The organism is Streptomyces sp. NPDC111507 (assembly GCF_055638955.1).
Genome location: NZ_JBVKBU010000004.1, coordinates 20291 through 45632, shown reverse-complemented (window position 1 = coordinate 45632; position 25342 = coordinate 20291). Strand labels below are relative to the sequence as shown.

The window sequence follows — 25342 nt, the reverse complement described above, 5'->3', positions numbered from 1 at the left end:
CGCCCATGACCTCCTCCACGTCGTCCGTCACGTCCACGGCGTCCCTCGAAGAGGCCCGCGCCCTCCTCGCCGACTTCCCCGTCGTCGACGGCCACAACGACCTTCCCTGGGCGCTGCGCGAACAGGTCCGCTACGACCTCGGTGCCCGCGACATCGCCGCCGACCAGAGCGCCCACCTGCACACCGACCTGGCCCGACTGCGCGCGGGCGGCGTCGGCGCGCAGTTCTGGTCGGTGTACGTCCGCTCGGACCTGCCGGGCGCGGTCACCGCGACACTGGAACAGATCGACTGCGTACGGCGGTTGATCGACCGTCATCCCTCCGACCTGCGGGCCGCGCTGACCGCCGCCGACATGGAGGCGGCGCGCGCCGAGGGCCGTATCGCCTCGCTGATGGGCGCGGAGGGCGGCCACTCCATCGACAACTCCCTCGCCGTGCTGCGGGGGTTGTACGCGCTGGGCGTGCGCTACATGACCCTGACCCACAACGACAACATCGCGTGGGCGGACTCGGCGACCGACGTGCCCACCGTCGGCGGTCTGTCGGCCTTCGGCCGCGAGGTCGTGCGGGAGATGAACCGCGAGGGCATGCTGGTCGACCTCTCGCACGTCGCGGCGACGACCATGCGGGACGCGCTCGACACGAGCTCCGCGCCGGTGATCTTCTCCCACTCGTCCTCGCGCGCGGTGTGCGACCACCCGCGCAACATCCCGGACGACGTCCTGGAGCGGCTGTCCGCCAACGGGGGAGTGGCGATGGTGACGTTCGTACCGAAGTTCGTCCTCCAGGCGGCGGTCGACTGGACGGCCGCGGCCGACGAGAACATGCGCGCGAACGGCTTCCACCACCTCGACACCACCGCCGACGGCATGAGGGTCCACCGTGCCTTCGAGGAGTCCTACCCGCGCCCCGTCGCCACGGTGTCGACGGTGGCGGACCACCTCGACCACATGCGCGAGGTCGCCGGTGTCGACCACCTCGGCATTGGCGGTGACTACGACGGTACGGCGTTCACCCCGGACGGCCTCGACGACGTCTCCGGCTACCCGAACCTGATCGCCGAGCTGCTGGACCGCGGCTGGTCGAAGACCGACCTCGCCAAGCTGACCTGGCAGAACGCGGTACGGGTGCTGGGTGCCGCGGAAGACGTGGCGCGCGGTCTTCAGGCCACCCGCGGTCCGTCCGTCGCGACGATCGAGTCCCTCGACGGCGACGGGGCCTGAGTGTCCAGGGCGGGGTGGTCGGTGTAGCCGTCCGCCCCGCCCACGTACATCAGGTACCGGTCCCGAGCGAGCGGTCGCTGCGCTCCTACGAGACCCAGGGGCTGCCGGCGTCCGAGCGCACGCCCGGCGGACACCGCGCGTACCCGGAGGCGGCCGTCGACCGGGTGGTACGGATCCAGGAGCTGTACGCGGCCGGGCCGCACCGCACGAAGATCCGGCAGCCGCTGCCGTGCATGCGCGACCAGGACGGCCGGCCCTCCGCGATCGCCACCCGGCGGCTGGCCCCGCGTGCGTCGGCCTGTCCGGCACCTACGACTCCGGCGCCACCCACCCCCGTGACCTCGCCGACGCCTCCCGCCATCCCCACCTGATCGCCGAACTGGACGGCCAGGTCCCACCTTGGCCTCGGTCCCCCTTGGCCTCGGCCTTGCCCGCGTCCGCCTCTCCCGCTCGTCCTCAGCAGGCGCAGAGACAGAAGGGGTGCCCGGCAGGGTCGGAGTACACCCGCCAGGTGCGCGAGCGGTCCTCGGTGTCCAGCGGCTTCGCGCCCAGCGCCAGCACCTCCTTCTCGGTCGCGTCCAGATCCTCCACCACCAGGTCCAGGTGGAACTGCTGCGAGCCGTCCGGCGTGGGCCACCGCGGCGGGACGAAGCCGGGCGCGTGCTGGAAGGCGAGCGCCTGACCGCCCGGCACCTTCAGGTCCACCCACGAGCTGTCCCCGGGGTCCTCCTCCACGCTGCCGCCGAGCACCTGCGCGTAGAACCCGGCGAGCGCGCGCGGGTCGGAACAGTCCAGGACGACGACACCCAGCTTGGCGAGAGCCATGACTTCCTCCGATGGGCTATCAACGACATCGACGAGTTACCGCAAGACATCGTCAAGAGGTAACGGTTACTGCATGCTCCCGCATAGGAGGTAACGTCGCAACCATGAATGACCGTGTGCCCGCACCCGGCGGTCTGGCGCTGATCCAGTCGCTGGTGAACACCCTGGACATCGAGTCGGGCGCGGACTCGCTGGACACCGCCGAGGGCCGATCGCCCTTCGGAGTTGCGGAGGGCGAGGCGGAGGCGGCCCGTGAGCTGCGCGAGTCGTTGCGCGCGGCCTGCCTGGCGCACGCGGGCCACCCGGCGCACCGCGCGGTGACCCCCCTCGGCGAGCTGCTGGCCCGGGCCCCGCTGCATGTGACGGTCGACGAACACGACGGCGCGGTACGGCTCGTCCCCGCGGGCGCCGCACTCGCGTCGCGCGTCGCGGCGGCCCTCGCGGGCGCGCTCGTCGAGGGCACCTGGCTGCGGCTGAAGGCCTGCGAGGCACCGACCTGCCACTGGGCGTACTACGACCGGTCCCCGGCGGGCCGTGGCCGGTGGTGCTCGATGTCGGTCTGCGGGGCGCGCGCGAAGATGCGCCGCTACCGCGCGAAATAGCCCGTCCGTACGCGAGGAGGCGCGAGAAGTGGGACAACCGGCCGCACCGGTCGCCGGGAGCGTGGAGAATGGGTGACGACGGCGGTCCGGCCGACTGAGCCTCGGCCGGACCGCCGTCACCCGCGAAGCGTCACCGGGTCAGCGCCCTGAAGGAGCGCGGGGAACCGCGCGACCGGTCACGACGGCGCCGCAGACGATCGACGGCGCACCCGGGACTTCCAGCGGAGCGCTGGGGCGGAGCGCTCAGGCGGTCGGGCGGCCCATCGCCCGGTACGTCCACCCGGCCCGGCGCCACACCTCGGGGTCGAGCGCGTTGCGGCCGTCCAGAAGCACCCGGGCCGAGGCGGCCTCGCCCAGCACCGCCGGGTCCAGCTCGCGGAACTCCCGCCACTCGGTCAGGTGCAGGACGACGTCGGCGCCGCGCACGGCCTCGACCGCGGAGTCGGCGTACCCGAGCGTCGGGAAGAGCCGCTTGGCGTTCGCCATGCCCTTCGGGTCGTAGACGGTGACCTGGCCGCCCTGGAGGTGGATCTGCCCGGCGACGTTCAGTGCGGGCGAGTCCCGTACGTCGTCCGAGTCGGGCTTGAAGGTCGCGCCGAGCACGGCGACCCGCTTGCCGAGGAAGGATCCGCCGCCCAGCGCCTCCCGGGCCATCTCCACCATCTGGCCGCGACGGCGCATGTTGATGGAGTCGATCTCGCGCAGGAAGGTCAGCGCCTGGTCCGCGCCGAGCTCACCGGCCCGGGCCATGAAGGCGCGGATGTCCTTCGGCAGACAGCCGCCGCCGAATCCGATGCCCGCCCGAAGGAACTTGCGTCCGATCCGCTCGTCGTGCCCGATGGCCTCGGCCAGCAGGGCGACATCGCCGCCGGCGGCCTCGCAGACCTCGGCCATGGCGTTGATGAAGGAGATCTTGGTCGCGAGGAAGGAGTTCGCGGAGGTCTTCACCAGCTCGGCGGTCGGGAAGTCGGTGACGACGAAGGGCGAGCCCTCGGAGACGGGCGTCGCGTACACCTCGCGCAGGATCTTCTCGGCCCTCTCGCTGCGCACGCCGGCCACGAGACGGTCGGGGTGCAGCGTGTCCTGGACGGCGAAGCCCTCGCGCAGGAACTCCGGGTTCCAGGCGAGCTCGGCGTCCTCACCGGCGGGGGAGAGCTCGGCGAGCGTGCGCGCCAGCCGCTCCGCGGAGCCCACCGGCACGGTGGACTTGCCGACGACGAGGGCGGGGCCCTTCAGGTGCGGGGCGAGCGTCTCGAAGGCGGCGTCGACGTACGACATGTCGCACGCGTACTCCCCGTGCTTCTGCGGCGTGTTCACGCAGACGAAGTGGACGTCGCCGAACTCCCCCACCTCGGCCCAGTCCATGGTGAAGCGCAGCCGGCCGGTGGATCCCTCGATGCCCGCCACATGCTTGCGCAGCAGTTCCTCGAGCCCCGGCTCGTACATCGGGACCTCGCCCCGCTGCAGCATCTCGATCTTCTCGGGGACGACATCGAGTCCCAGTACCTCGAACCCGAGCTCGGCCATGGCCGCGGCGTGGGTGGCGCCGAGATAGCCGGTGCCGATCACGGTGATCTTGAGGGCCATGGGTGCTCCTGGGATGAATGGGCTCGGTGCGCTGCCCGAGCATAGTCGGGGCATGTTCGGGCCCCTCATCGGGCAGGTTCCCCCCTGTCGCGAAGCTCACGTATCCCTCCTGTGGGCGGACCCCTAAAATTTGGGTTACTTAACGGTAATTAGCGTCTTTGGAGCGTGAGAGACCTTGGCCGGATCGGCTGATTTCGACCTGTACCGCCCGTCCGAGGAGCACGACATGCTCCGTGACGCGATCCGCTCGCTGGCCGAGGCGAAGATCGCGCCGTACGCGGCCGTGGTGGACGAGGAAGCCCGTTTCCCGCAGGAGGCCCTGGACGCCCTGGTCTCCTCCGACCTGCACGCCGTGCACGTGCCGGAGTCGTACGGCGGCGCGGGCGCCGACGCGCTCGCCACGGTGATCGTGATCGAGGAGGTGGCGCGTGTCTGTGCCAGCTCCTCCCTGATCCCGGCCGTGAACAAGCTGGGCTCGCTCCCGGTGATCCTCTCCGGTTCCGAGGCCCTCAAGCAGAAGTACCTGACCCCGCTCGCCAAGGGCGACGGGATGTTCTCGTACTGCCTCTCGGAGCCGGACGCGGGCTCGGACGCCGCGGGCATGAAGACGAAGGCGGTCCGTGACGGCGACGACTACGTCCTCAACGGTGTGAAGCGCTGGATCACCAACGCGGGCGTCTCCGAGTACTACACGGTGATGGCGGTCACCGACCCCACCAAGCGCTCGAAGGGCATCTCGGCCTTCGTCGTCGAGAAGTCGGACGAGGGTGTCTCCTTCGGCGCCCCCGAGAAGAAGCTCGGCATCAAGGGCTCCCCGACGCGCGAGGTCTACTTCGACAACGTCCGCATCCCGGCCGACCGCATGATCGGCGAGGAGGGCACCGGCTTCGCCACGGCCATGAAGACCCTGGACCACACCCGCATCACGATCGCCGCGCAGGCGCTCGGCATCGCGCAGGGCGCCCTCGACTACGCCAAGGGCTATGTCCAGGAGCGCAAGCAGTTCGGCAAGCCGATCGCCGACTTCCAGGGCATCCAGTTCATGCTCGCCGACATGGCCATGAAGATCGAGGCGGCCCGGCAGCTGACGTACGCGGCCGCTGCGAAGTCGGAGCGCGGCGACAAGGACCTCACCTTCCAGGGCGCGGCGGCGAAGTGCTTCGCCTCCGACGTCGCCATGGAGGTCACCACGGACGCCGTCCAGCTCCTCGGCGGCTACGGCTACACCCGCGACTACCCGGTCGAGCGCATGATGCGCGACGCCAAGATCACCCAGATCTACGAGGGCACGAACCAGGTCCAGCGCATCGTGATGGCCCGCAACCTGCCGTAACCCACCCCCGCACCACGAACTCGAGGGGCACCCCGCCGGGGTGCCCCTCGTCTTGTCCCGGTCGGCCTCACAGGCCGTTCAGCGCGCTCCGCAGATCCTCCGGCGCGCGGTAGTGGACGGTCCGCATACCGAGTGCGGCCGCCGCTTCCACGTTCTCCAGGGTGTCGTCCACGAACAGGCAGCGCCCGGCCGGGACGCCGGCCCGTTCGACGGCGATGTCGTAGATGCGCCGGTCGGGCTTGGCGATGCCCACCCGCGCGCTGCTGACCACATGGTCGGCGAGGTCCGTCAGACCCAGGGACTCCAGGTCCTCCTCCAGCTGGACCGAGGTGTTGGTGACGAGGACCAGGGGCATATGGGTACGGGCCCGGCGCAGCAGCGCCACCACCGTCTCGTCGGCGTGGAACGGCGAGCGTACGAGTGCCGTGCTCAGCTCCACCGCCGTCCCGTCGGCCACCAGCCCGCTCAGGTCCCGCAGGACCGACTCCGCCCACTCGTCCGGTGTGATCCGGCCCAGCACGAGCGGAAGCACCGTCTCCGGTGCGAAGGCCACCTTCATGGTGGTGCCCTCGGCCAGCCCGGCGGCGCGCTCCAGCGCGTACAGGTGGGCCGGCTCGTAGACGCGGATCACGTTGTCGACGTCACAGAGCACCGCGTCGAAGGGGCGTTCACCAGAAGGGGACGGGGCGGACGGGGTGGCGGGGGAGAGGGTCATGGCGTCACCCTGACATCCGCCCGGGAGCCACCCTCGGCCAGGGCCACCGGCCTGGGTGACTTCCCGGCCCGGCTCTCGGGCGTCCAGCACCGCCGGCCCCCTGTGTGTCCGGCCCCTCGCATCCCTGCGTGCCCAGCCCCACGCATCCCGACTAGTCCAGCCCCTCCGACGCCCGCTTCTCCCGCAGTTCCATGATCGCCCGACGGCGTGCCAGCCGGTGGGTGCGCCGGATCTGGGCCTCCTGGTAGCGCCGCTCGTCGCGCTCGGTCTCCGGGAGGACGGGCGGCACGCGCCGCGGCTTGCCGTCGGCGTCGACCGCGGCGAAGACGAGATAGGCCGAACCGACCTGCTGGGGCGGCGTCGACTCGTTCCAGCGCTCGGCCAGCACGCGGACGCCGACTTCCATGGACGTCCGCCCCGTCCAGTTCACCTGGGCCTTCACATGGACGAGGTCACCGACGCGGACCGGCTCCAGGAAGACCATCTCGTCCATGGAGGCGGTGACGGCGGGCCCGCCGGAGTGCCGCCCGGCCACCGCGCCCGCCGCGTCGTCCACGAGCTTCATGATCACTCCGCCGTGCACCGTGCCCAGAAGGTTGGTGTCGTTGTGGGTCATGATGTGGCTGAGGGTGGTCCGGGACGCGAAGGTCGGCTTGCCCGGTATTTCGGATTCCGGGTTGGGTGCCAGGTCTGTCATGCCGTCCACCCTATGCGGGGGCGTGCGAGGGTTGCTTTGCATCAGCTCTGCAACAGGCGTGACCCAGATCTCCCCGGTCTCTTGTGAGGCACACCGTGCGGACCTGCACACTGGTCCGCATGAACGATTGGCCCGACGGGTGGTCCGACAGCAACCGCAGCGACCGTTACGGACGCGGCAGCGCAGGCGCTCAGCCTGAGGGCGCCCGTGTCATGCGGCAGGTTCAGCGTGGCCCGGGAGCACCCGGTCCGCGCCCGTCCGCCCCGCCGTACGGCGGGGTGCCGCAGCAGCCGACGTACGACGACGGCCAGGGGTACGACAACGGGTACGACTCCGGTTACAACAGCGGGCAGGTCTACGGTTCGCCGGGCGGCCCCGGTGGTCCGCAGGGTCCCGGCGGCCAGGGCGGCCGTGGCCCGCGCCCGGCGCCGAACTGGCGCCGGCGGATCAAGTGGATAGCCATCACGCTGGTCACGCTGCTGGTCGTGGTCTCCGTGGGCACCTACTTCTGGGCCGACTCCAAGCTCCACCGTGACGTGGATCTCTCGAAGGTCATCGACCGGCCCGACGGGGGCAAGGGCACGAACTACCTGATCGTCGGCTCCGACAGCCGCGCCGGCATGTCGGCCGAGGAGAAGAAGAAGCTGCACACCGGGTCCGCCGAGGGCAAGCGCACGGACTCGATGATGATCCTGCACGTCGGGGACAACGGCGACACCCTGGTCTCCCTCCCCCGCGACTCGAACGTGACGATCCCGACGTACAAGGGATCCGCGTCCGGCAAGACCTTCCCCGGCACGGGCCGCCAGGTGAAGCTCAACGCGGCGTACGCGGAGGACGGGCCGACGCTGCTGGTCCGCACCATCGAGTACAACACCGGCCTGCACATTGACCACTACGTGGAGATCGGGTTCGCCGGGTTCGCGAACATCGTCGACTCGGTCGGCGGTGTGGAGATGACCCTCGACCAGGGCTTCAAGGACAAGTACTCCGGCGCCGACTTCAAGGCGGGCAAGCAGACCCTCAACGGTGAGCAGGCCCTCGCCTTCGTCCGTACCCGCCACGCCTTCGCGGCCTCGGACCTCCAGCGCACCAAGAACCAGCAGAAGTTCCTGTCCGCCCTGGCCCACCAGGTCGCGACCCCCGGGACCATCCTGAACCCCTTCAAGCTCTACCCGACCATGGGCTCCGGCCTCGACAGCCTCACCGTCGACAAGGACATGAGCCTGTGGGACCTCGGCAGCATGTTCTGGGCGATGAAGGGCGTCACCGGCGGCAGCGGCAAGTCCATGAACATGCCGATCTCCGGTTCCACGGGCGGCAACCTGGTCTGGGACAAGGCGAAGGTCAAGACGCTGGTGGACGAGCTGAAGAACGACCAGACGGTGACGGTGTCGAGCAACTGACCCGCACCACGACGAAGGGCCCCGCCGGACGATACGGCGGGGCCCTTCGCGTGTCCCGGGGACGCGCGCGTCGCCTACGTGCACACCACCTGATCCCCCGTCACCACCCGGGTCTCCCCCTGGTAGGGATCCTGCACCCGGACCCGTGTGACCTCCTTGAAGTCCGCCCCGGCGATCACCTTCAGCAGCGGCCCCCGCCCTTTGACCTCGCGCAGCTCACTGCCCGGGAGCGCGGCGGCGAGGGACTTCGCGGAGCGGTCCCAGCGCGGGTCGTAGACGATGACGCTGTGCCGGGCGCCGCGGTCCTGGGCGTTGACGGGGTGGCCCGTCGTGCGGAACCCGGCGGCGGCCAGGGCGCTGTCCATGCGTTTGCCGAGGCCGTCCGTGGGCGTCCCGTTCTCCACCTGGACCTGGATCTGCTGCGGGGCCACCTCGACGCGCACGGTCTTGGCGTGCGCGGCCTTGTGCGGGGGAGCGAGCGGCTTGTCGTCGCGCAGTGACTGGAAGAGCGCGGCGGCCTTGGTGTCGTCCCACTTCAGCGTGGAGCCGATGCCCTTGACGGGGTAGGCCATCTGCCCGATCGGCACGGTCGTGAACTCGGAGGAAGAAGGGGAGAAGTTCCGCATCGCCCGGCCGAGGTCCAGCAGCTCGTCCGTGCCGAACCCCTGGTCCGCGCGGACCGAACCGAGCACGGCCCGGGTGACATCACGGAACTTCATCGGGTTCAACAGCACCCCCGACGACGTGGCCCGCTCGATCAGCGCCGCCAGGAACCGCTGCTGGCGCTGCATCCGGCCGATGTCGGCGGCGCCGTCGACATGCCGGGACCGTACGTACTGGAGTGCCTGCCCGCCGCTCAGCGTGTGCGTCCCGGCGGTCAGGTCGAGTCCGGTGTACGAGTCCTTCAGGGGCTGTGCGGTGCAGATGCTCACGCCGCCGAGCACGTCCACCGTCCGCATGAAGCTGGTGAAATCGACCTCCAAGTAGTGGTCGATCTTCACATGGGTCATGTTCTCGACGGTGCGCACGGTCAGCTGCGGGCCCCCCTCCGCGTACGCCGCGTTGAGCTTGATCGGGTGAGGGCCGTGCTCGGCGCCGGTGGTCTGGTCGGTGTGCGCGGGCACCTCGGCGTACGAGTCGCGCGGCAGGCTCACGACGCTGGCCCGCTCCCGGTCGGCGGCGATGTGCACGATCATCATCGTGTCGGTGCAGTGGCAGGGGGCACCGCCCAGACGGTACTTCCGCCGCTCCTCCTCCGTGATCTTGTCGCGGCCGTCGGTGCCGACCAGCAGCACGTTCATGCCGGTGCCCCCTGCGGGGCGGTTCTTCATGTCCTTGAAGGGGTCGACCCGGGCGATGTTCTCGCCCAGGCTGGTGACCACCGCGTGCCCGATGCCCGCCGAGGCGAGGACCACCACCGAGATCGTGGTGACCACCCGCATGGCCCAGCGCGGCTTCTTCCTCCGTACGGGGGGCCGTACGGAGGACCGCTCCGGAGGCCGCCGGGAGCGGGGCGGCTGCGGGCGGCTCTGGGGGCGGGGCTGCGGGCGTGCGGGGGAGCGGGGCGGCGTGGGCAAGGGGGACACCTCCGCGGGGGTGAACGTGGGGATCCGTGAGCACCGTAGGCCCATACGATCTGCTGCCCGGCCCGTGGACCGGGCGGCGCGCGCCCGTGTCCCCCGTTCGCGGTAACGTGACGTCCAATGAGCGAGAAGTCTGACGTGCGGCCCCCCGCCGTTTCTGTGATCATGCCCGTCCTCAACGAGGAGCGGCATCTGCGCGGGGCCGTCCAAGCGATCCTGGCGCAGGAGTACGACGGCGAGATGGAGGTGGTGATCGCCATCGGTCCGTCCTCTGACCGTACGGACGAGATCGCCGCCCAGCTCGTACGCGAAGACCCGCGCGTCCACACCGTCCCGAACCCCACCGGGCGCACGCCGGCCGCGCTGAACGCGGCGATCAAGGCGTCCCGGCATCCCGTGGTCGTCCGCGTCGACGGGCACGGCATGCTCTCCCCGAACTACATCGCGACCGCCGTGCGCCTCCTGGAGGAGACCGGCGCGCAGAACGTCGGCGGCATCATGCACGCCGAGGGAGAGAACGACTGGGAGCACGCGGTGGCCGCCGCGATGACCTCGAAGATCGGGGTCGGGAACGCCGCATTCCACACGGGGGGCGAGGCAGGTCCCGCCGAGACCGTGTACCTCGGCGTCTTCCGGCGCGAGGCCCTGGAGCGCCAGGGCGGCTACAACGAGGAGTTCATCCGCGCCCAGGACTGGGAGCTGAACTTCCGGATCCGGGAGGCGGGCGGCCTCATCTGGTTCTCGCCCGAGCTGCGGGTGTCCTACCGGCCCCGGCCCTCGGCCAAGGCGCTCGCCAAGCAGTACAAGGACTACGGGCGCTGGCGCCATGTCGTCGCCCGCTACCACGAGGGCTCCATCAACCTGCGCTACCTCGCTCCGCCGACCGCGGTGTGCGCGGTCGCGGCGGGCGTCGTGGTGGGCGTGGCGCTGACGCCCTGGGGCTTCGTGATCCCCGGCGGCTATCTCGCGGCGATAGCTGCGGGCTCGCTGCCCGCGGGCAAGGGGCTGCCCCTGAAGGCCCGCCTGCAGATCCCCGTCGCCCTCGCGACCATGCACATGTCATGGGGCTTCGGCTTCCTCACCAGCCCGAAGGCGCTGGCGAAGAAGGTCATCGCCTCCCGCCGCCCGGCGGTACTCGGCTCCACGGAGCCCGCCAACTGAGCACCGTTCATGAGCAGTGGGGCCCCTCTCGAGGTCGAGAGGGGCCCCACTGCTTTCTTGCCGGCCGGTCTACGGCCAGCTGCGGTCTCCTACGACCAGGTGTAGTCCTTGTTGACGTGCATACAGGCGTCGGTCTTGGCGCCGTTGAGCACGTCCGCGGACTCCGGCGTCGTGTTGTCCTGCGCCTTCACCTTGTACGCCGTGCCCTCGCGCCAGTCGGCGCCGACCACGAGTGTGACGCCCGAGACGTCCGTCGACTTCTTCACCGCGCTCAGCGGGACCCCGAGCGCCTTGGCGACCGCCTGGGCATCGCCCTGCAGGTCGGCGCTCGGGTAGCGGATCACCGTCGTCTCCTCGGTGGTCGCCGGCGAGGTGTCCGCCTCGGCCTTGGTGAAGCCCTTGCCGACGAGCAGCTGGGACACCGTGCGCGCGCGTCCGCCGACCGGGCCCAGCGCGGCCGTGCGGGTGCCGTTCTGCACGGTCACACCGATCTCGTCGTCCGCGGCGGCCGGGTCCGTGGAGGCCTTCACCGCGGTCGCCGTCTTCTTCTTGTCCTTGCCGTCGAGCGCGATGTCCTCACGGACGAGACGGAACAGCTGCTCGGCCTCGACCGGCTTGGGCTCCACGCGGTTGCTGTCCGACACGGCCCACTGCCAGGGCATCGTGGTCATCGTGATGCGCTTCGGCTCGACCTTCTTGAGCTCGTTGCCGAGGTCGTAGAGCTTGAGCACGCTGCCCAGGCCCTTGTCGACGGTCAGCGCCTTGGTGGCCGTCTCCGCGAGGCTGCGCAGCTTGCCGGGGTTGCTGATCGTGGCGTTCTCGCGCATCTGGCGGACCATCGAGTTCATGTACTGGTGCTGGGCCTTGGTCCGGCCGATGTCCGTGTTGTCCTCGAAGCCGTACCGCGTCCGCAGCCACGCCAGGGCTTGCGTGCCCTTGACGGGGGTGGTGCCCTTCTTCAGCTTCAGCCCGGAGCCGTGGCCCTGACTGTCCTTGGAGTAGACGTTGGCGTCCACGCAGACCGGTACACCGCCGATCGCGTCCGCCATCGACACCACACCCGAGAAGTCGATCTTCATGAAGTGGTCGATGTGGATCTTGGTGAGCTTCTCCCAGGTGGCCACCGTGCAGCCCGGACCGCCGCGCCCGAGCGAGGTGTTGGTCATCACCAGCCCGATGGTCGCCGGGTAGACCTTCTTGGTGTCCGGGTCCGTGCACTTGGGCATCTTCAGCAGCGTGTCGCGCGGCATGCTGATCACCGACATGTTGCTGCGGTCGGCGGAGAGGTGCAGCAGCATCTGGACGTCCGCGAGCGGGGTACCGCCGAAGGTCTCCTTGGCGCCGCCGAGGGACTGGTTCTCCTTGGTGTCCCGGGCGTCCGAGCCGATGAGAAGGATGTTCAGGGGGGTCTGCCCGGCCGCGTTCGCCTTGCTCTTGGCCGCCCGGTCCTTCTCGTCGCCGAGGTTCAGGTCGTCCTTCTTGATGTTGTTGTTCAGGTGCTGGTAGTAGAGGTAACCGGCGCCCGCGGTGCCCAGTATCAGAAGCGCGAGGACCGACGCCGACCAGCGCAGTATGCGGCGTCTGCGCCGTGGGTGCCCGCCGTCGCCGCCCCCGCGCCGACGCCCGCCGCCACTCCCGTGCCGGCCCTGCCCGCGCGGTTCGGCCGACGGGTCGGCGCCGTCCTTGTCGACCGGACGCCCGTCGCGCCCGGACGCTCGGCCGTCGGCGTGGGCCGGATCGCCGCCTTTGCCGGTGGAGCCACTGCCTTTACCGGTGGCATCTTTGCCGGTGGCATCGCCACCCGTGCCGCCGGAAGCTCCGCCTCCGTCGGTCGGATTGCCGTTCTCGTCGTACAGGCTGTCGTCCCAGCCCAGATCGTCGGCCTGCCGGACACGTGGTCGAGCCCCCTCCCCACGCACACCGCTTCGCGCCATGTCTCTGCCCCTCCCCACCCTGCGCCTGACAAACGGGTCCGTCCCGCGCCCGATCGGACGCGTACGTCTGGCTGGACACCCCTTGCGTCCGGCCCGGACGCCCCCGCGCCCTGTTAGACGTCTGACAGACCCGTTAGGTCATCAACTGGCGCACACTGTCTTGTCCGCCGTGGACTTGTCGACCTCGGGCGCCTTGGTTGGAGTCGTCAACGACACCCCTGCGCCCTTGAAGTCCTTGCCCAGGGTCAGCACGATCGCGGGCAGACCCTGTGAGTTCTTCTCGCTCTTGCCAGGCTTCAACGCCGAAGCGGACAGCCCCATGAGGTCCGCCAGTTTGCGCGCCTGATCGGCCTGGTCGGGAGAGTACTCCAGGGTCGTCTTGCTCAGTGTTGCGTCGGCGTTACCGAGCTGGCTGGACTTGAGCACGCCCTCAGTATTCTGCAGCCAGTTAAGAGTCTCCTGTGCGCTGCCGGCGGGGGCGCCGCCGTTGTAGATGTCGACGCGGATGTCGGCGGCGGCGGAACGGGTGCCCTTGAGGCGGGCGGCGACCTCGGCCTTCTCCTTCTTCTCCTTCTGCTTCACGGCGGTGAAGGAGACGTCGTTCTTGATCGCGTCGAAGACCGCGGGGGCCTGCGACTGGTTGACGACGACGGTCGCCTTGACCTTCTCGGCGGGGTTGTCGAGCACCGGCACCGTGGTGAAGGTGATGTTCTTCGTGGGCACCTTCTTCAGCTCCAGGGCCACGTCCTTGAGGGTGCTGACCTTTCCTATGCCGGTGTCCACGGTGAGCGCCTTGGTGGCGGCCTCGGCCAGGCTGATCAGTTTGGCCGGGTTGGTGAGGGTGTCGCTGGAGGCCATCTTGCGCATCAGTGAGCCCAGGAACTGCTGCTGCACCTTGATGCGGTCGAGGTCGCCCTGGTTGCCGAAGCTGTGCCGGGTCCGTACGAACGCGAGAGCCTGCTCGCCCTCGACCTTGGACTTGCCCGCGGGCAGCTTGAGGTGCGACTCCTTGTCGTTGACGGCGTGCGCCACGCACACGTCGACGCCACCGACCGCGCTGGTCAGCGTCTTCACCGCGTTGAAGTCGGCCATCATGAAGTGGTCCACCGAGATCCCGGTGACCGCCTTGACCGTGCGCATGGTGCAGCCCGGGTCCCGGCCGTCCTGGCCGAGGCTCGTGTTGAAGCGGACGTTCTGCGTGCCCGGGACGACCTTCTCGCTGCCGTCCGGCTGCTTCGTCGGACAGTCCGGCACATCGACGATCAGGTCACGCGGGATGCTCAACGCGGTGGCGTTCGTACGGTCCTTGGAGACGTGCAGCAGGATGTTGGTGTCGGCGTGCCCGACGCTGCCCTTGTCGCCGTAGCCCTCGTTGCCCTTGCCGGTGCGCTTGTCGGTGCCGATGATCAGGATGTTGAAGGCCTCGTCCTTGCTGAAGCCCTTCTTGCCCGCGCTGCCGACGTCCGTCGTACTGACGTTGCCCTCAAGGTGCTTGAGGTAGAGATACCCCGCGGCCGAGACGGCGACGAGCACGAAGGCCATCGAGCCGCCGGTCCACAGCACTATCTTCTTCGCCTTCGACTTCTTCGGCTTCGTCCGCCCCTTGCGACGGCCCGGCGGTGGCTCGGCGGGCGCGCCACGGCGCCGCCGCGGCCCGGGCACATCGGGTCCTGGCGTCGGCGGACTCTCCCGTTCCGGCGCCCGGCGCGCGCGTGTCCCCGCTCCCGCTCCCGCGTTCGAGGGGCTGCCCCGACGCGGTCTCGGGACTCCCGACTGCGGAGCGGAAGGGGTCAGTCGCAGCTCGTATTCACCGGTGTTCGGGTTGAGTACCCACTGGTCTGCGGGGTCGATGTTGTCCGCCCGCCCACGGCCTTGCGCGTCCACGGTTGTCTGAATCCTCCGTCGGGGCCACGCGGCGCCCTTCCCCCTCAAAGAGCGCTCGGGTCTCGGTCAGCAGTGCGCGACCCCCAGGACGGACCTCGTGGCCGGGTGCACCGGATCGCTCACACTATCCGGCCGGTTCGGGGTCAAGCGACGGTGGTGACAAATTCCACCTTCCTACAACTGGGCAATCCGCCCTATTTCTCAGAGACTTCTCAGCTCCGCAGTCCCGCCTTGGCGCACGCTTTACCCGCAGGCGTCCTCGGCCGCCGTGTTACCGCGAAAAGTCGGCGCGGATGTGGGAGCGTCGGGCCGCTTTCCCCTCGACTTCCCGTTGCCGTGCGACTCCTCTTCGTAGTCGAATGCCGAGTCGTACGTACCTTCGCGACCGCCCTCGTACGAGTTCTTGCGTTTCGCAGGGGAATCCGTCGGATGGTCCGTCGGAAGACTCGTCGGAAGGCTCCTCGGAGGGCCGCTTGGTGGGTCCGTCGGAAGGCCGCTCGGCGGGTCCGCCGGAAGGTCCTTGGCGACCGCCACCGGAGCGTCCGCGCGCAGCAGGGCGAAGAGTTTGTCGGCCGCGGGTTTCACGAGCTGGTCGCGATTGGCGTTGTAGACGTACGACGTTCGGGGCACCGTCAGGAATTGGACACGTTCCGTAGGGATATTGCGCATGCCGCGGACCAGGTCGTACAGCCCGCGCAGGCTCGCCAGATCCGGGTCCGTGGTGAGCGAGGAAGTGGCCGCGTCGAGCATGGGATAGAGCCGTGCCGGATTGAGCAGGACGTCGTTGCTCTGCACCTTGTTGACGAGCGCGCCGAGGAACCGCTGCTGGCGCTCCATCCGGTCGGTGTCGCTGCCGTCGCCGATGCTCTTGCGGGCGCGGACGTAGCCGAGGGCCTGTTCGCCGTCGAGCACGACCTTGCCGGCCGGCAGCTTCAGCTTGGCCGCCTTGTCGTCGATGGGTTCCTTCAGGCACACCTCCACGCCGTCCACGGCGTCGACCATGTCCTTGAACCCGTGGAAGTCGACGACCACGTGATGGTCGACACGGATGTTCGTGAGCTTCTCGAGGGTCCGGATCGTGCACGCCGAACCGCCCACCTCGAAGGCGGAGTTGAACATCGCGAACATGGGCCGGCTACGGGTGCCGTCCGGACGCCGGCAGCTCGGCACGTCCACCATCAGGTCGCGGGGCAGGGAGACGGCGGTGGCGCTGCGCCGGTTCGCGGACAGGTGCAGCAGGATCGTGGTGTCGGAGCGCTCGGTCCCGGAGTCCCGGCCGTACTTCTTGTTCCCGTCCCCCGACCGCGAGTCCGACCCGATCAGCAGGATGTTCTGCGCGTCGCGCACCAGTGCGGTGGGTCGCTCCTTCTCGTAGCGGGCGAGCTCGGCGGCGGCTTCCTCGTCGGCCGTGATGTTCCGGCTCAGCTTCTCGTACGCGACCAGGCCGACGCCGACGGCACCGAGGACCACGACGGCGACACCGAGCGCCGAGTACTGCACCCAGCGTCGCCGTCGCCGTCGTGCGAGCCCGGCACCGGTGGGCGAAGCCCCCGCTCCCGGCCCTGTCCTGTCGGTCACGTCGGAGTCCACCCCTCATGGCGTGCGAGCGTGCGGTGCTCCTACGACCATGGCTCGGAGGCCCGGCGACGGCGGCAGATAAGGGGCCGAACGGGTGACGGGATCCGTCAGGGGCGCGGGGCCCCGGCAGGTACGGATCCGCGGCGGGACGGCGGGCGCGACCGACCCTCGAGGGACCCGCCCCGACAGGCGACCGGCCCCCACGGGCCGGCCGGATGCCGACCGGTGCCCCGGGCCGGCCGGACGGTGACCGGTGCCCCGGGCCGGTCGGACGGTGATCGGTCCCACGGGCCGCCCCGACAGGCGACCGGTCCCCGCGGGCTGGCCGGATGCCGACCGGTGCCCCGGGCCGGTCGGACGGTGACCGGTGCCCCGGGCTGGTCGGACGGTGATCGGTCCCACGGGCCGCCCCGACAGGCGACCGGCCCCCACGGGCTGGCCGGATGCCGACCGGTGCCACGGGCCGGTCGGGCGGTGACCGGTGCCCCGGGCTGGTCGGACGGTGATCGGTCCCACGGGCCGCCCCGACAGGCGACCGGTCCCCGCGGGCTGGCCGGATGCCGACCGGTGCCCCGGGCCGGCCGGATGCCGACCGGTGCCCCGGGCCGGTCGGGCGGTGATCGGTCCCACGGGCCGGCCGGACGGTGACCGGTGCTACCGAACCGTCGAAGTCACCCGCTCACTCTCGATCCGCTTGGCCACCGCGTCCTCGCCCAGTCGCTCCAGATGACGACAGAGCACCACGGACCCCCCGGAGGCGAGCGGCGCGTACAGCCCCGCGCTCAGCCCCTCCCAGGTGTCGTACGGCAGCGCGGACAGGATCCGCGAACCGGGCCCCGTCAGATCCAGCGAGGCCGCCTCGGCCCGGGCCCGCTCGACGACCTCGGCTCCCGTGTGCTCGGCCCCGGCGACGATCAGCGCGGCCTCCTCCGGGTCCACCGGCGCGTACGGCTGGAAGCGGTCGCCCTGGCTCGGCACCTCGACGGCGTAGTCGGCGTACCCGGCGGGCGGTGCCGGGAAGCGGCGCCCCAGCGGCGCGAGCGAGAGGGCGACGCGCTCACCGGAGCAGGCGAGCCCGGCCTCGAGTGCGTCGGGCCCCGCGACGACGAGGTCGGCGGCACCGGGGTCGCCCCCGACATCCGCGACGACCCCCACCGAGGAACACGCGAGCAGCCAGACCGCCGTCTGCCAGTGCGCGGGCAGCAGCAGCGCCACCCGGTCGCCGGGCTCGGCGGACAACTCGCCCTGGAGGAGGTTGGCGGTCTTGGCCACCCAATTGGCGAAGGTCGCGACGGACAATTCGACACGTTCGCCCGTGGCGTCGTCGTAGAAGGTCACCAGGGGGCGCGCGGGGTCCGCGGCGAGCGCGGATCGCAGCAGGTCGGCAGGGGTGCGGTCGGTGGCGTTCACGCGCGCAAGCGTACGCGGGGGCGCCCGGCTGGACGCGGCATCCGCGCCACCGGTTCGGCCGAGCGCGACCCGACGGTCCGTCAAATCCGCAATGGACAGATATGTATGGCTATGTTCACGATCGGGGGCATGCATGGAATCCTTGCTTCCTCGGTCGGCGTCACCTGCGCGGCCGCACTCACCCTTCCGCTGGCCCTGTCCGCACCGGCACAGGCCCGACCCCAAGCGGCGAGGACCGAGCCCGCCGCGCCGGGCAGCACCCAGTCCCTGCCCCTGATCCCGCTCTCCGGCGACCGCTCGCTCGGACCCGACGCGCCCGAACAGGGCCTCGGCAGACGGAGCGTACGGACGTTCTCGCTGGTCGGGGTCGTCTGGGACGACCCCGACACCGAACTGCGCGGTCGCGTCCAGGTCCGTACCCGCGCCACCGGAGCCAACCACTGGTCCGGCTGGCAGGACATCGAGACCCACAACCACGAGCACGCGGCCGACCCGGACACCGCCGAGGGCGGCTCGGGCCGGGTGCGCGGTTCCACGGCGCCCCTGTGGGTGGGCGACTCGGACGGGGTCGAGGTCCGCGTCCAGGCGCAGATGGACGAAAGAGCCACGGCAGCCGGGGAACCGCCGCTCCCCAGAGGCATGCACCTCGAACTCGTCGACCCCGGCGCGGAACCCGCGTCCCGGGGCGCGCTGACGGGCGACGGGAGCACGGGCGCGGAGAGCGCCGAGACGTACGCCACCTTCGCCACCAACGCCGGGCTCGCCCCGTTCGGCGCGACGGAGATCCCGGCACTGTCCAGGGCCGAGACCGAGCGCGAGACCCCGGCCCTCCGCGACGGCGTCCCGCTCGTGAAGCCGTACATCGGTGAACGCCCGCGTATCGTCACCCGGCGCGGCTGGGGCGCGAACGAGAGCCTGCGCGAGCGCGGTTTCGTGTACACCAAAAAGGTGAAGGCCGCCTTCGTGCACCACACGGCCTCGGGCAACAACTACCGCTGCTCGCAGGCCCCTTCGGTCATCCGCAGTATCTACCGCTACCACGTGGTGAGCAGCGGCTGGCGCGACATCGGCTACAACTTCCTCGTCGACAAGTGCGGAAACATCTACGAAGGCCGCGCCGGGGGTGTGGCGAAGCCCGTCATGGGCGCCCATACCCGCGGTTTCAACAACGACAGCATGGGGATCGCGGTCCTCGGCAGCTTCGGCAACACCAAGCCGGCCGCCGCCGCGGTGACTGCCATCGCGCGGCTCACGGCATGGAAGCTCGGTCTCTCCGGAGCCGATCCGCGCGGCAAGACATACCTGAAGTCCGGCGGTGGCAATCTCTACCGAAAAGGTAAGAACGTACGACTGAACGTGATCTCCGGCCATCGGGACGGGTTCGCCACGGAGTGCCCGGGGAGGCTTCTGTACGGCAAACTCGGCTCGGCCAGAACGGCCGCGGCCCACTACCAGGGCCGCTGAGGTCTGCGCGGAGCCATCGAGGACACCCCACTGCCGTCGAAGGCCTCTTACTACGGACTGCATACACTGGCCGGCCGAACCACCCTTCGGCCGGTCCCGGCAGGAAGCAGAGACGACAGGTGACAGAAGCGATCCTCCTGGTCGGGGGCAAAGGCACCCGACTGCGCCCGCTCACGGTGAACACCCCCAAGCCGATGGTTCCGGCGGCCGGTGTCCCGTTCCTCACGCACCAGCTGGCGCGGGCGAGGGCGGCGGGCGTCGAGCACATCGTCCTGGCGACCTCCTACCTGGCCGAGGTCTTCGAGCCGTACTTCGGTGACGGTTCCGGGCTGGGCCTCCACATCGAGTACGTCACCGAGGAGGAGCCCCTCGGTACGGGCGGCGCGATCCGCAACGTGGCCGCGCGCCTGCACTCCGGCCCCGACGAGCCGGTCCTGATCTTCAACGGTGACATCCTGACGGGCCTGGACATCAGGGCCCTGGTGGCGACCCACGAGACGACCGGCGCGGACGTCTCCCTCCACCTCACCCGTGTCGAGGACCCGCGGGCGTTCGGCCTGGTCCCCACGGACGCGACAGGCCGCGTGACGGCCTTCCTGGAGAAGCCCCAGACCCCCGAGGAGATCGTCACCGACCAGATCAACGCCGGGGCGTACGTCTTCCGCCGCTCGGTCATCGACACGATCCCCGTCGGCCGCCCGGTCTCGGTGGAACGCGAGACCTTCCCCGAACTCCTGGCCACCGGAGCCCACCTCCAGGGCATGGTCGACTCCACCTACTGGCTCGACCTGGGCACCCCGCAGGCCTTCGTACGCGGCTCCGCGGACCTCGTCATGGGCCGCGCCCCCTCCCCGGCGGTCCCGGGCCGCTGCGGGGACCGTCTCGTGCTGCCCACGGCCAGGGTCGCCCCCGACGCGAAGCTGACGGGCGGCACGGTCGTCGGCGACGGCGCGCGCATCGGTGAAGGCGCCCGCATCACGGGCAGCACGATCCTGTCCGGCGCGGTCGTCGAACCCGGCGCCGTCATCACCGACTCCCTCATCGGCGCCCGCGCCCACATCGGCGAACGCACCATCCTCTCCGGGGCGGTCATCGGCGACGGCGCGGTGGTCGGCCCCGACAACGAACTCCGCGAGGGCGTAAGAGTCTGGTGTGAGGCCAAGATCCCAGCGGGGGCGCTCCGCTTCTCGTCGGACCAGTAGACCGGCCAGACCGGCTCCGGGCTGGGCGGGGCGCTTTTGTCCGTGGGGTGTTCGGCTGCGAGTGGGTGGGGGCCGGCCGCGCAGTTCCTCGCGCCCCTAGGAGCCTCGGCTCGACCGCCGTTCAAGGACGGCCGAAGACCGAACCCCACCCACCCCGGCCCGCGCTCCTCAGCCCGTCCGGCGTTCGAGGACGGGGCCGGGGGCATGCCCCACCCACCCCGCCCCACCCCGGCCCGAACCACTCAGCCCGTCCGGCGTTCGAGAACGGGGCCGGGGGCCGATGCCCCACCCACCCCCCGGTCCACCCCCCACCCCGCCCCGGCTTGAACCACTCGGCCCGTCCGGCGTTCGAGAACGGGGCCGGGGGCCGATGCCCCACCCACCCCCCGGTCTGCCACCCACCCCGGCCCGTATCACTCAGCCCGTCCGGCGTTTGAGGACGAGGCCGTTCAGGCCGTGCGGGGGTCCAGGGGGCGCAGCGCCCCTGGCGGGGTTGAAGGGGCGGAGCCCCTGGGGATGGGACGGGTAGGGGCGGCGGGGGCGAGTGACTCCCGGCCCGCACCCGGGGCGACTACAGCCGCCCGATATCCCCCCGCGGCATCCGCGGAACCCGTCGCGCAGGCACCCGCCCCGACAACAGAATCAACCGAGCCGCCCGATGCCGCTGCCCGGCATACGGCTCCAACAGCGAAAGCATCACGGAGTCGTCCGCATCCCGATCCCCCGCCAGCGCGTACCCCACGATCCCCGGCAGATGAAGATCCCCCACGGTCACCGAATCCGCCGCACCATGACTCCGCTGCACGGTCTCCGCCGAGGTCCAGGGCCCAATCCCGGACACCAACTCCAACCGAGCCTGCGCAGCCCCCGGCTCCATCCCCACCGCCTCCTCAAGCCGCCCCGCCACCCGAACGGCCCGCAGAATCGTCGACGCCCGCTTGTTGTCGACCCCGGCCCGATGCCACTCCCAGGAGGGAATCAGCGCCCACGTCCGCGGCTCCGGCATGACGGACATCCGCTCCGGCGCGGGCCCCGGCGCAGACTCCCCGAACTTCCGTACGAGCAACCGCCATGCCCGATACGCCTCGTCCACCGTGACCTTCTGCTCCAGAACGGACGGAATGAGCGACTCCAGCACCAGCCCGGTACGCGTCAGCCGCAACCCCGGCCGCCGATGCCGCGTGACGGCGACCAGCCGATGACGAGGCTCGAAGGCATCGGGATCGTCGGCCGCGCCGAGCATCTCGGGGAGCTGTTCGAGCAGCCATTCGCTCCCCGGCCCCCACGCCTCGCCCCGCACCACCCCACCCCGCGCCGAGACCCGCAGCGTCGCGGCCCCGGCGGGCGTCCGGCTGGTCCGCCACACGGCCCCGTCCGGCGTCGCGCGGAAGGTCGGATCGCCGGGTCCACGCCGCAGCGGCCCGAGCACGAGTCCGAGATCGACCGGCCAGGGCGGCGTCCAGGTGCGCGTACGCCCAGGTGCGACGGCCTGCCGAGGCACTCCGCCGGAGGCATCCGCGGGCACGGCGACATGCCCGCCGCGCACCGTCGTACGCGTCGGCCGAGGAGCGAAACGTCCAGCCACGAAATGGGTCCTAGGGAACTCGGGGTGCCCTACGAGAGTAGGCGCTCACCCTCTCCGAACACCCGACTCTCGACGCACACCACTCTCACCACACCTGGCGCACCACACCTGGCGCACCACACCTGGTCTCACCGCACCTCGACAAACGCCCCGGCATCCCGCTCGGGCCGAGCCCGAGGCTCCTCCGCCGCATGTCCGACCGCCACGGCCCCCATCGGATCCCACCCCTCCGGCAGCTCCAGCACGTCCCGTACGACATCCCGGCAGAACATCGTCGACGACACCCACGCGGATCCGAGCCGCTCCCCGGCGAGCGCGACGAGGAAGTTCTGCACCCCCGCGCCGACGGCGACCACGAACATCTCCCGCTCGGCCCCGTCCCGCCGCGGATCGCCGTACGTGTGCGACCCGTCCATGACGAGGCACGGCACCACGAGGTACGGAGCGTTGCGCAGCACATCACCGCGCCGCACCCGCTTGGCGATCGACTCCTCGCTCTTCCCGTCCCGCCGCAGATCCGCGATCCACGCGTCCCGCATGGCGTCGAGCAGCCGCGTACGCGACTCCTCGGACTCCAGGAGCACGAACCGCCAGGGAGTGGTGTGATGCGGCGCGGGAGCGGTGACCGCCGTGGTCACGGCCCGCCGCACGGCGCCCGGATCCACCGGCTCGTCGGTGAAGGCCCGTACGGTACGCCGCTGGGTCACGGCCTCCCGTACGGCCTCCGACGTGCCGAGCCGGAACATGTCGTCGCGCGCGCCCCGCACCATCGCCCGTGTCCCCTCCCCGTCGTCCTCGGCGACCACATGGGGCAGCCCGCGCACGACGGCGACGGGCAGTCCGGAGGCCTTGCCCTTGACCAGGTCACCGGCGGCGGCGAGCTCGTCGCCGGTGGCGACGACGGTCGCGCTCAGCGGATTGCCGTGCGCGTCGGTGCCGCCGCGCAGATCGTCCAGTACCCGTACGCCCGCGGCGCCGATGGCGACATCGGTGAGCCCGGTGCGCCAGGGCCGCCCGAAGGTGTCGGTGATCACGACGCCGACGTCGACCCCGAGGGTGTCGCGCAGCTCGCCCCGGATGGCCCGCGCGGACGCGTCGGGGTCCTCGGGCAGCAACAGGACGGTGCCGGCCGGGGTGTTGGAGGCGTCGACCCCGGCGGCGGCCATCACGAGCCCCTGCCGATTCTCGACGATCCGCAGGGCCCCGCGGCGCGCCACGACCCGTACGGTCTCGGCGTCGATGGCGGCCTCCCGGTCGGTGGCCTCGACCAGGCGTCCCTCGGCCTTGGACACGATCTTCGAGGTGACGAGGAGAACGTCCCCGTCGACCAGCCCGGGCTCGGCGACGGCGATCAACTTGCCGAGGTCGTCGCCCTGTCGAACCTCGGGGAGCCCGGGCAGCGCCCAGACCCGGTAGCCGGGAGAGGCGACGAAGGCGTCCACCTCCTGGTCGCCCGCGCGCCCTTGTCCGAGAGCGTGTTCGGAAACATCTTCCGCAACTTGTTCCGGAGAAGCCGGAGAAGCCGGAGAAGCCGGAGAGAGCCGTCCGCTCATGACTCCCGCACCTCCTCCGCCAGCGTCAGCGCCTCGCGCGCCATCTGTGCCGCGGTGTCCAGGTCGGACATCATCAGCGGCACGGCCCGGCACCGGATCCCGGCCGCCTCGACCCGCTCCACGGCGGACGCGTCCACCGTGTCGACGAGCCAGCCGTCGAGGAGCCCCGAGCCGTAGTACTCGGCGACCGCCGTGGCCGTGGACTCGACGCCGACCGCCGCCAGCACCTTGTCGGCCATGCCCCGCACGGGCGCGTCGCCGACGATGGGGGAGAGGCCCACGACGGGCACGCCCGCGTCGGCGATGGCCTCCCGGATGCCGGGCACGGCGAGGATCGTGCCGATGGACACGACCGGGTTGGACGGCGGGAAGAGGATGACGTCCGCCTCCGCGATGGCTTCCAGGACACCCGGTGCGGGCTTGGCCTGTTCGGCGCCGACCGGCACCACGGCCTCGGCCGGCACGGATGCCCGCAGCCGCACCCAGTACTCCTGGAAGTGGATCACCTTGCGCTGCTCGTCGATCTCGACGGCGACATGGGTCTCCACACGGTCGTCGGACATGGGAATCAGCCGGACGCCCGGTTTCCAGCGGTCGCACAGGGCTTCCGTGACCGCGCTGAGCGGATAGCCCGCGCTCAGCATCTGCGTCCGCACGATGTGCGTCGCGAAGTCGCGGTCGCCGAGCCCGAACCACTCGGGTCCGACCCCGTAGGCCGCGAGCTCCTCCTTGAGGTGGAAGGTCTCGTCGGTCCGGCCCCAGCCCTGTTCCTCGTTGATGCCGCCGCCGAGCGTGTACATCACCGTGTCGAGGTCCGGGCAGACCTTCAGGCCGAAGAGATGGATGTCGTCGCCGGTGTTGCCGATGACCGTGATGTCCGCGTCCGGCACGGCCCGCTGGAGACCACGCAGGAACCGGGCACCACCGATACCGCCTGCCAGAACCACAATGCGCATGGGGTTCAGTCTGGCAGGCGGGTACGACAACGCGTGAGGCGGTTACGAGACCGCGGGCGCCCTCAGGCAGTGACGACGGCCGGGGCGCACTGGGCCGAATGCATCGGCATCTCGGTAAGACCCGGGTAGTAAACGTGCAGGCTCACGGCCGGTTCCAGGGAGTCGTTCACGACCTCGTGGATGTACCCCGGCGCGAACACCCGCTGGGATCCTGCCCCCAACGCGCGGGTGTCGCGCTCCGTGCGCTCGGTCAACGCGCCCTCCAGGACGGTGAGTACGCCGGAGGAGCGCCCGTGGTCGTGGAGTCCGCTGCCCTGTCCTGGCACCCAGGACAGCAGCCACACCTCGTAGCCGGGTCCGGTGCGCAGCCGGTGGTACCAGCGGGAGGTCGCGTCGTACTGGACGAGGTGCTCCCACTGGGAGCGGTCGGCGGCGATGGAGCGGGCCAGGCCGACGAACTCGGACACGGTGGCGGGGTGCTCGCGCGGCGGCTGGAGCAGGTGCGGTACTTCGAGGATGTCGCCGGCGATCTGGAGGTCGCTGTCGCTGTTCATGGGTGCGGTGGTTCCTCGGCGGAGAGCTGGGGTGTCGCGGGGCCGTTTCCGTCCGGGTCACGGACGGGGAGGGTGCCCTGGTACGGGCGA

General features: G+C 70.8%; 21 protein-coding genes. 8 read left to right on the top strand and 13 right to left on the bottom strand.

The features are described from left to right. Window positions 1-5 precede the first annotated feature (5 nt). Window positions 6-1223: a dipeptidase gene (locus ACZ7M2_RS17865; RefSeq protein WP_471596070.1), complete on the top strand. Its 1218-nt coding sequence runs from the start codon at window positions 6-8 to the stop codon at window positions 1221-1223. 14 nt (window positions 1224-1237) lie between these two features. Further along, window positions 1238-1594: a MerR family transcriptional regulator gene (locus ACZ7M2_RS17860; RefSeq protein WP_471596069.1), complete on the top strand. Its 357-nt coding sequence runs from the start codon at window positions 1238-1240 to the stop codon at window positions 1592-1594. 85 nt (window positions 1595-1679) lie between these two features. Here ACZ7M2_RS17860 and ACZ7M2_RS17855 read toward each other — a convergent pair whose 3' ends face one another. Beyond that, window positions 1680-2048 (bottom strand): VOC family protein, encoded by a 369-nt coding sequence (locus ACZ7M2_RS17855; protein ID WP_471596068.1) that lies wholly within the window; start codon window positions 2046-2048, stop codon window positions 1680-1682. Between the two features lie 104 nt (window positions 2049-2152). On the opposite strand from ACZ7M2_RS17855, the gene ACZ7M2_RS17850 reads away from it, so the two are divergent. After that, window positions 2153-2650 (top strand): CGNR zinc finger domain-containing protein, encoded by a 498-nt coding sequence (locus ACZ7M2_RS17850; RefSeq protein WP_471596067.1) that lies wholly within the window; start codon window positions 2153-2155, stop codon window positions 2648-2650. Window positions 2651-2893: 243 nt separating this feature from the next. Here ACZ7M2_RS17850 and ACZ7M2_RS17845 read toward each other — a convergent pair whose 3' ends face one another. Continuing rightward, on the bottom strand, window positions 2894-4237 hold the full coding sequence (locus ACZ7M2_RS17845) for a UDP-glucose dehydrogenase family protein (RefSeq protein WP_352044423.1): 1344 nt from the start codon (window positions 4235-4237) through the stop codon (window positions 2894-2896). Window positions 4238-4412: 175 nt separating this feature from the next. Here ACZ7M2_RS17845 and ACZ7M2_RS17840 point away from each other — a divergent pair, with 175 nt between their 5' ends. After that, complete coding sequence (locus tag ACZ7M2_RS17840) at window positions 4413-5570, top strand: acyl-CoA dehydrogenase (RefSeq protein ID WP_352044424.1); 1158 nt, start codon at window positions 4413-4415, stop codon at window positions 5568-5570. 67 nt (window positions 5571-5637) lie between these two features. Here the strand turns inward: ACZ7M2_RS17840 and ACZ7M2_RS17835 are convergent, their stop codons facing one another. Together ACZ7M2_RS17835 and ACZ7M2_RS17830 are read right to left on the bottom strand one after the other, a co-directional pair. Then, a complete protein-coding gene (locus tag ACZ7M2_RS17835; RefSeq protein ID WP_471596066.1) occupies window positions 5638-6285 on the bottom strand; it encodes an HAD family hydrolase in 648 nt (215 codons plus the stop codon). Between the two features lie 151 nt (window positions 6286-6436). Next, on the bottom strand, window positions 6437-6982 hold the full coding sequence (locus ACZ7M2_RS17830; RefSeq protein WP_471596065.1) for an acyl-CoA thioesterase: 546 nt from the start codon (window positions 6980-6982) through the stop codon (window positions 6437-6439). A gap of 119 nt (window positions 6983-7101) precedes the next feature. Between ACZ7M2_RS17830 and ACZ7M2_RS17825 the strand changes: the two genes are divergently transcribed. Further along, window positions 7102-8388 (top strand): LCP family protein, encoded by a 1287-nt coding sequence (locus ACZ7M2_RS17825; protein ID WP_471596064.1) that lies wholly within the window; start codon window positions 7102-7104, stop codon window positions 8386-8388. A gap of 74 nt (window positions 8389-8462) precedes the next feature. Here the strand turns inward: ACZ7M2_RS17825 and ACZ7M2_RS17820 are convergent, their stop codons facing one another. Beyond that, window positions 8463-9965 carry an LCP family protein gene (locus ACZ7M2_RS17820; protein ID WP_471596063.1) on the bottom strand — a complete coding sequence of 501 codons (1503 nt, stop codon included), beginning with the start codon at window positions 9963-9965 and terminating at the stop codon, window positions 8463-8465. Between the two features lie 126 nt (window positions 9966-10091). Here ACZ7M2_RS17820 and ACZ7M2_RS17815 point away from each other — a divergent pair, with 126 nt between their 5' ends. Then, window positions 10092-11132 (top strand): glycosyltransferase family 2 protein, encoded by a 1041-nt coding sequence (locus ACZ7M2_RS17815; protein WP_471596062.1) that lies wholly within the window; start codon window positions 10092-10094, stop codon window positions 11130-11132. Window positions 11133-11221: 89 nt separating this feature from the next. Here ACZ7M2_RS17815 and ACZ7M2_RS17810 read toward each other — a convergent pair whose 3' ends face one another. From ACZ7M2_RS17810 to ACZ7M2_RS17795, 4 genes are all read right to left on the bottom strand, one after another. Next, the gene (locus tag ACZ7M2_RS17810; RefSeq protein ID WP_471596061.1) at window positions 11222-13066 is read right to left on the bottom strand and encodes an LCP family protein; all 1845 of its coding nucleotides are present in this window, start codon (window positions 13064-13066) and stop codon (window positions 11222-11224) included. Between the two features lie 141 nt (window positions 13067-13207). Continuing rightward, window positions 13208-14950, bottom strand: a complete 1743-nt coding sequence (locus tag ACZ7M2_RS17805) for an LCP family protein (protein WP_471596060.1) — start codon at window positions 14948-14950, stop codon at window positions 13208-13210. A 243-nt stretch (window positions 14951-15193) separates the two neighbouring features. Further along, complete coding sequence (locus ACZ7M2_RS17800) at window positions 15194-16528, bottom strand: LCP family glycopolymer transferase (RefSeq protein ID WP_471596059.1); 1335 nt, start codon at window positions 16526-16528, stop codon at window positions 15194-15196. Window positions 16529-17182: 654 nt separating this feature from the next. After that, entirely contained in the window at window positions 17183-17938 is a 756-nt protein-coding gene (locus ACZ7M2_RS17795) for a TIGR03089 family protein (protein WP_470059608.1), read from the bottom strand. A 129-nt stretch (window positions 17939-18067) separates the two neighbouring features. On the opposite strand from ACZ7M2_RS17795, the gene ACZ7M2_RS17790 reads away from it, so the two are divergent. Together ACZ7M2_RS17790 and manB are read left to right on the top strand one after the other, a co-directional pair. Continuing rightward, window positions 18068-19402, top strand: a complete 1335-nt coding sequence (locus ACZ7M2_RS17790; protein WP_471596058.1) for a peptidoglycan recognition protein family protein — start codon at window positions 18068-18070, stop codon at window positions 19400-19402. Window positions 19403-19521: 119 nt separating this feature from the next. After that, window positions 19522-20604 (top strand): mannose-1-phosphate guanylyltransferase, encoded by a 1083-nt coding sequence (manB, locus tag ACZ7M2_RS17785; RefSeq protein ID WP_471596057.1) that lies wholly within the window; start codon window positions 19522-19524, stop codon window positions 20602-20604. A 571-nt stretch (window positions 20605-21175) separates the two neighbouring features. On the opposite strand, the gene ACZ7M2_RS17780 is transcribed toward manB, so the two are convergent. The 4 genes from ACZ7M2_RS17780 to ACZ7M2_RS17765 form a co-directional block, all read right to left on the bottom strand. Further along, a complete protein-coding gene (locus ACZ7M2_RS17780) occupies window positions 21176-22189 on the bottom strand; it encodes a DNA-3-methyladenine glycosylase family protein (RefSeq protein WP_471596056.1) in 1014 nt (337 codons plus the stop codon). A 128-nt stretch (window positions 22190-22317) separates the two neighbouring features. Continuing rightward, window positions 22318-23742: a coenzyme F420-0:L-glutamate ligase gene (locus ACZ7M2_RS17775; RefSeq protein WP_471596055.1), complete on the bottom strand. Its 1425-nt coding sequence runs from the start codon at window positions 23740-23742 to the stop codon at window positions 22318-22320. After that, window positions 23739-24698 (bottom strand): 2-phospho-L-lactate transferase, encoded by a 960-nt coding sequence (gene cofD, locus ACZ7M2_RS17770; RefSeq protein ID WP_471596054.1) that lies wholly within the window; start codon window positions 24696-24698, stop codon window positions 23739-23741. The genes ACZ7M2_RS17775 and cofD overlap by 4 nt, the downstream gene beginning before the upstream one ends. Window positions 24699-24760: 62 nt before the next feature. Next, entirely contained in the window at window positions 24761-25252 is a 492-nt protein-coding gene (locus tag ACZ7M2_RS17765; RefSeq protein ID WP_054229209.1) for a cysteine dioxygenase, read from the bottom strand. Between the last annotated feature and the right edge of the window lie 90 nt (window positions 25253-25342).

Bases quoted from the DNA above. Each gene is read 5' to 3' on its own strand.
- ACZ7M2_RS17865 (WP_471596070.1), top strand. From the start codon at position 6: ATGACCTCCTCCACGTCGTCCGTCACGTCCACGGCGTCCCTCGAAGAG.
- ACZ7M2_RS17855 (WP_471596068.1), bottom strand. From the start codon at position 2,048: ATGGCTCTCGCCAAGCTGGGTGTCGTCGTCCTGGACTGTTCCGACCCG.
- ACZ7M2_RS17850 (WP_471596067.1), top strand. From the start codon at position 2,153: ATGAATGACCGTGTGCCCGCACCCGGCGGTCTGGCGCTGATCCAGTCG.
- ACZ7M2_RS17845 (WP_352044423.1), bottom strand. From the start codon at position 4,237: ATGGCCCTCAAGATCACCGTGATCGGCACCGGCTATCTCGGCGCCACC.
- ACZ7M2_RS17835 (WP_471596066.1), bottom strand. From the start codon at position 6,285: ATGACCCTCTCCCCCGCCACCCCGTCCGCCCCGTCCCCTTCTGGTGAA.
- ACZ7M2_RS17830 (WP_471596065.1), bottom strand. From the start codon at position 6,982: ATGACAGACCTGGCACCCAACCCGGAATCCGAAATACCGGGCAAGCCG.
- ACZ7M2_RS17825 (WP_471596064.1), top strand. From the start codon at position 7,102: ATGAACGATTGGCCCGACGGGTGGTCCGACAGCAACCGCAGCGACCGT.
- ACZ7M2_RS17815 (WP_471596062.1), top strand. From the start codon at position 10,092: ATGAGCGAGAAGTCTGACGTGCGGCCCCCCGCCGTTTCTGTGATCATG.
- ACZ7M2_RS17810 (WP_471596061.1), bottom strand. From the start codon at position 13,066: ATGGCGCGAAGCGGTGTGCGTGGGGAGGGGGCTCGACCACGTGTCCGG.
- ACZ7M2_RS17790 (WP_471596058.1), top strand. From the start codon at position 18,068: ATGCATGGAATCCTTGCTTCCTCGGTCGGCGTCACCTGCGCGGCCGCA.
- ACZ7M2_RS17775 (WP_471596055.1), bottom strand. From the start codon at position 23,742: ATGAGCGGACGGCTCTCTCCGGCTTCTCCGGCTTCTCCGGCTTCTCCG.
- cofD (WP_471596054.1), bottom strand. From the start codon at position 24,698: ATGCGCATTGTGGTTCTGGCAGGCGGTATCGGTGGTGCCCGGTTCCTG.
- ACZ7M2_RS17765 (WP_054229209.1), bottom strand. From the start codon at position 25,252: ATGAACAGCGACAGCGACCTCCAGATCGCCGGCGACATCCTCGAAGTA.